The following is a 5,030-nucleotide window of genomic DNA, read 5'->3' on the forward strand; positions in this document are numbered from 1 at the left end:
GTGCTATGAACTCAAACACGTGCTGGTCGGGGAACGCGGGCATCCCGTCTTCGGTACGCGGCCGTTGACGCTGCAAGCCATCGCCCGGCATCCGCTCATCACCTATAGCGAACAGCACCTCATCGGCCGCCGCGTCAACGAGGCTTTCGAATCCGCAGGGCTGGCCCCGCAAATCGCCATGCGCGGCACGGATGTCGAAATCATGAAGAGCTATGCCGCCGCCGGCCTCGGCCTCGCCGTGATTCCCCACATTGCCTACTCCCGCCACCGCGATCGAAGCCTGGACGCCCGTCCGGTCGATCATCTATTCCCGACCAGCACCGTGTACGTGCTGGTCCGGCGCGGTGCCTACTGGCCCCGCCACTTGTACGAATTCATCGGCAAGCTCGCGCCCGGCCTCACGCCGGCCTCGATCGACGAGGCACTGCTACGCGCGGCCCCTCCGACGCACTGACGACAGCCGGTTCAACCCAGCCAATGAATGCTACACTCCCGCTCGGGCCGAGGCCGTCAAGCCCGATGGTCCGGTTTTCCGGTGCATCGACGGGAAACCCAGCATTCATGCGGGTCGCGGCGGTTGCCGGTTGTGTCGCTCGCCATAGTTCAATGGATAGAACGGGGCCCTCCTAAGGCTCAGATGCAGGTTCGATTCCTGCTGGCGAGGCCATGCGCATGCTGTCACGCCCGGATGTGCGCCGCATCGCCCAGCGCCGTTTCGAGCGGAGTAATCATGGACCTGTTCCGCGTCAAGACCATAGACAGCATGATGGAGCAGCGCCGCCAGGCGGGCCTGCGCAAATCCTTATCCACCTTCGATCTCATCATGCTGGGCGTGGGCGCAGTCGTGGGGTCCGGCATCTTCATACTTACGGGCGCAGGCAGCCTCATTGCCGGCCCTGCCCTCTCCCTCTCCTTCGTGCTTGCTGCCGTGGCGTGTTTCTTCTCGGCCCTCTCGTATGCCGAGTTTTCTTCGTCGCTACCGGTCTCCGGCTCGGTCTATACGTACGTCTATGCGACGTTGGGCGAACTGCCCGCCTGGCTAATCGGGTGGATACTGATATTGGAATTCGGCCTGGCCGCCTCGGCCGTCGCGGCCGGATGGTCGGGGTACCTCCAGTCACTCATCGCCAGCCTGGGCATGCACCTGCCGGAGGCCTTGCGCGCCGCCCCCGGCGCGATCCCCGGCCGCGACACCCTCTTCAACTTGCCGGCATTCCTCGTGCTCTTCGCGGTCACCGCGCTGCTCTCCGTCGGCATACGCGAATCCAAGCGCGTCAACAACATCATGGTCTTGATCAAGATCGCGGTGATCGTGCTGTTCATCGCCGCCGGTGCAATGCACGTACGGACCGAGAACTGGACACCCTACATGCCCTATGGCATGAGCGGTGTCTTCGCGGGCGCGGCCCTGATGTTCTACGCCTTCATCGGCTTCGACGCGGTCGCTTCCTCGGCCGAGGAAGTCCGGAATCCACAGCGTTCGTTGCCCCTGGGCATCCTCGGCTCGCTGTTGATATGCGCTGTGCTGTACGTACTGGTGACGCTCGTCATGACCGGCATCGTCCCCTACCGGGATTTCGCCGCCGACCCCGATCACCCCGTTTCGCTGGCATTGCAGCGCACCGGCCAGATGGGGCTGGCGGGCGTAGTCGACATAGGCGCGATCCTTGGCATGACGACCGTCATCCTGGTCATGAGCTATGGCTTGACCCGCATTCTCTATGCCATGGCGCGCGACGGTCTGCTGCCCCGCAGGCTGTCCGTCCTGCATCCCCGCTTTGCGACGCCGTTCAGCCTCACTTGGTCGGTGGGGCTCGTGTTCGCCCTGATCGCGGGCCTCGTGCCGCTCGCCGTACTGGCGGAACTGATCAACATCGGCACGCTGACCGCCTTCTCACTCATCTCCTTGGCGGTCATCGTGCTGCGCAAGACCCAGCCCGACTTGCCACGGGGATTCCGCTGCCCCGGCGTGCCCTTCGTGCCGCTCGCGGCGGTAGCCTGCTGCGTATTCCTCATCGCCCACCTCAACCGCTTCACGTGGGTCGCGTTCAGCCTGTGGGTGCTCGTGGGCCTGGCGGTGTACTTCCTCTACTCGCGCCGGCACGCCGTGCTGGCGCAACCCGCCGGCAGCACCGAGGGCTGAGGCCCCGGAAGGCAGGCCCCGCCAGGTAGGGGCCCGCGCCACCCTCACACCAGCTGGGGCACCTCGAACGCCCGGACCGGCGGAACCTCGCCTTCCCATTTTCGTATGTCCACCAACGCCGACAACGCGCTGGGCGCCTGGGTCAGGCGCGACGTGCCCACGTCCACGGTCAGCACGTTGGGGTTGCCGTGTCGATCCAGCGCCGCGCCATCAGGGTCGAACCACGCGCCCGTGGACATGATGGCCACGCCGGGCATCACGCCCGCGCTGACCACGGCCGCAGCGATGCACGCTCCCCGGTCGTTGAACACCCGGACCAGGTCGCCGTTCGCAATGCCCCGGCTGACGGCGTCCTGCTCCGACATGTGCACGCGTTCGCGGCCGTGGATCTTGGCCGAGACCGAGACCTCGCCGGCGTCCAACTGCGAATGGAGCTTGTCCCCGGGCTGGGAGGTCACCAGGTGCAGCGGGTAACGCGCCGACGCTGCGGCGCCCAGCCATTCCACCGGCTCGACCCAGGCCGGGTGCGGCGGGCAGTCGTCGTAGCCGAAGGCAGCGATGCGTTCGGAATAGATTTCGATCTTGCCGGACGGCGTCTGGAGCGGGTGGGCTTGCGGATCCCGGCGGAAATCCTCGAACAGGACGAATTCGCGCGAGGGCTCCGGCAGTTCCAGGAAACCAGCCTGCCAGAACGCCTCGAAGTCAGGAGCATCGAAACCCGCCTCGCGCCAGTTCGCGGCGAGCTCGCCATAGATGTGGCGCAGCCACTGGGACTCGTCGCGCCCCTCGGTAAAAGCCGCTTCATAGCCCGCCATGGCGGCGAGCTCGCGGTAGATGTCAAAATCGTTCCGGCTGTGCGCATGGGGCGGCAGGGCCTGGTGCATGGCCAGCACGAAACGGTCGCGCGAGGACCCGCCGATATCGTTGCGCTCGAGCGTGGTCGTGGCGGGCAACACGATGTCGGCGCGCCGGGCGGTCGGCGTCCACCAGCTCTCATGGACGATGATGGTCTCGGGCCGGCTCCATGCCCGCATGAGCCGGTTCAGGTCCTGGTGGTGATGAAAGGGGTTGCCGCCTGCCCAATACACCAGCCGGATGTCGGGATAGGTGTCTCGCTTCCCGTTGAATTCGAACGGCTCGCCCGGATGCAGCAACATGTCGGCGATGCGCGCCACGGGGATGGAGCGGCCGGTGGGGTTGCGACCGGCGCTCATTTCAGGTGCGGCGACGCCGGGCCTGGGATTGCCCACCCCGTTCATGGAACCGTGGCCGAATGCGAAGCCGCCGCCGGGCAGGCCGACCTGCCCCAGCGCCGCGGCCAGCGCGATGACGGCCCAATAGGGCTGTTCCCCACGATGGGCGCGCTGCAAGGACCAGGTGCAGGTGATCAGCGTGCGAACGGAAGCCGCCCGGCGGGCGAGCTCGCGCATGACGTCCGCCGGCACGCCGCATATGCCGGCAGCCCACTCGGCGCTCTTGGCCGTGCCGTCGGCCTTGCCAAGCACATAGTCCGCGAAACGGTCGAAGCCCGTGCAGTGGGTGCGGACGAAGCCGGCGTCATGGCGCTGCTCGGTCAGCAGCGTATGCACCATCGCCAGCATCATCGCGGTGTCGGTATTCGGCCTGATCGGAATCCAGCGCGCCGGCAAGCCGTCCGGTACGTCCGCCTGCGTCGGGCTGATGACGACGAATTCGATGCCGGCGCGGCGCGCGCGCTCGAGCCAGCGCGGCGTCGAATGCTCGCCCGCGCCGCCCGACGTGATCTGGGTATTGCGCAAGGGCAGCCCGCCAAAGGCGATGAACAGCCGCGTATGCGCTTCTACACTCTTCCAGTCGGTGACGCGGCCGGTCACGGGCGCATAGGTTCCTATCACGTGCGGCAGGAGGAACTGCGCGGCGCCCCAGCTGTAATTGCCCGCCTGCATCACGCAGCCCCCGCCGGCGTTCAGGAAACGGTGCGTCAGGGTGCGCGCATGATGCAGGCGGCCCGCAGAGGACCACCCGTAAGAGCCGCCGAAAATGGCGGCGTCGCCGTGTTGGCTCCGCACGCGCGCGAGCTCCTCGGACACGAGCTTGAGCGCGACGTCCCAGTCCACTTCGACGAAGGGTTCCGAGCCGCGGGCCGAGCCGTCGGACCGGGCACGGTCGCGCAGCCAGCCTTGCCGCACGGCAGGCCGGGCGATGCGCAGCGGCGAATGGATCATGCCCGGCATGGACCGCAGGATGGGCGACGGCGCGGGATCATGGGGGAATGGTTCGCAGGCGCGCAGACGCCCCCCCTCCACGACGGCCGTAAAGGCGCCCCAGTGCGACAGGGAGGGAAAACGTTGGGTCTCAGGCATGGCACAACTCACGAACGGATGAGGACACCGGAATAAAAGCGGAGCTCAGACGTAGTCCAGCGGCAAGGCAGTCGTGTACTTCAGCTCTTCCATCGCGAAACTCGAACTCACGTCGAACAGCTCCACGATCTGTATCAGCTTTTTGTACACCATATCGAAGCCTTGGATGTCGGGCACCACCACCTTGAGCAAATAATCGATCTCCCCGCTCATCCGGTAGAACTCCACCACTTCGGGCATGTCCCGGACGCCGGCCGCGAACTTCTGCAGCCACTGGAGATCGTGGTGGTTGGTCTTGATCGCCACGAACACGGTGACGCCCACGCCCAGCTTGCGACTATCGAGCAGGCACACTTGCTTGCGTATCACCCCCTCCTGCGTCATGCGCTGAATGCGCTTCCAACATGCGGTGGGCGACAGGCTGACCCGTTCGGCGATCTCATTCACCGAGAGGGTCGCATCCTCCTGCAGGATAGAAAGGATATTTCTATCTTTTTTGTCCATTGGAAATTCACAACCATTCTAGATCCTGGTAGAGAAATAAT

Annotated in this window: 4 protein-coding genes and 1 tRNA gene; 3 read left to right on the forward strand and 2 right to left on the reverse strand. The window is 65.7% G+C overall.

The annotated features are described in order from the left end of the window. From IRZ12_RS15475 to IRZ12_RS15485, 3 genes are all read left to right on the forward strand, one after another. Positions 1 to 454 (forward strand): LysR substrate-binding domain-containing protein (locus IRZ12_RS15475; RefSeq protein WP_296470265.1); only part of this gene is annotated, 454 nt, incomplete at its 5' end. Between the two features lie 138 nt (positions 455 to 592). Next, positions 593 to 667, forward strand: a tRNA-Arg gene (locus tag IRZ12_RS15480). A 63-nt stretch (positions 668 to 730) separates the two neighbouring features. Further along, the gene (locus IRZ12_RS15485; RefSeq protein ID WP_296470268.1) at positions 731 to 2,143 is read left to right on the forward strand and encodes an amino acid permease; all 1,413 of its coding nucleotides are present in this window, start codon (positions 731 to 733) and stop codon (positions 2,141 to 2,143) included. Between the two features lie 44 nt (positions 2,144 to 2,187). Here IRZ12_RS15485 and IRZ12_RS15490 read toward each other — a convergent pair whose 3' ends face one another. After that, positions 2,188 to 4,485, reverse strand: coding sequence for a molybdopterin guanine dinucleotide-containing S/N-oxide reductase (locus tag IRZ12_RS15490; RefSeq protein ID WP_296470271.1), 2,298 nt, complete (start codon positions 4,483 to 4,485; stop codon positions 2,188 to 2,190). A gap of 45 nt (positions 4,486 to 4,530) precedes the next feature. Then, the gene (locus IRZ12_RS15495) at positions 4,531 to 4,989 is read right to left on the reverse strand and encodes an Lrp/AsnC family transcriptional regulator (RefSeq protein WP_296470274.1); all 459 of its coding nucleotides are present in this window, start codon (positions 4,987 to 4,989) and stop codon (positions 4,531 to 4,533) included. Positions 4,990 to 5,030 lie beyond the last annotated feature (41 nt).

It is taken from the genome of Pigmentiphaga sp., from assembly GCF_019689535.1.
In the GTDB taxonomy this organism is placed as follows: Bacteria; Pseudomonadota; Gammaproteobacteria; order Burkholderiales; family Burkholderiaceae_B; genus Pigmentiphaga.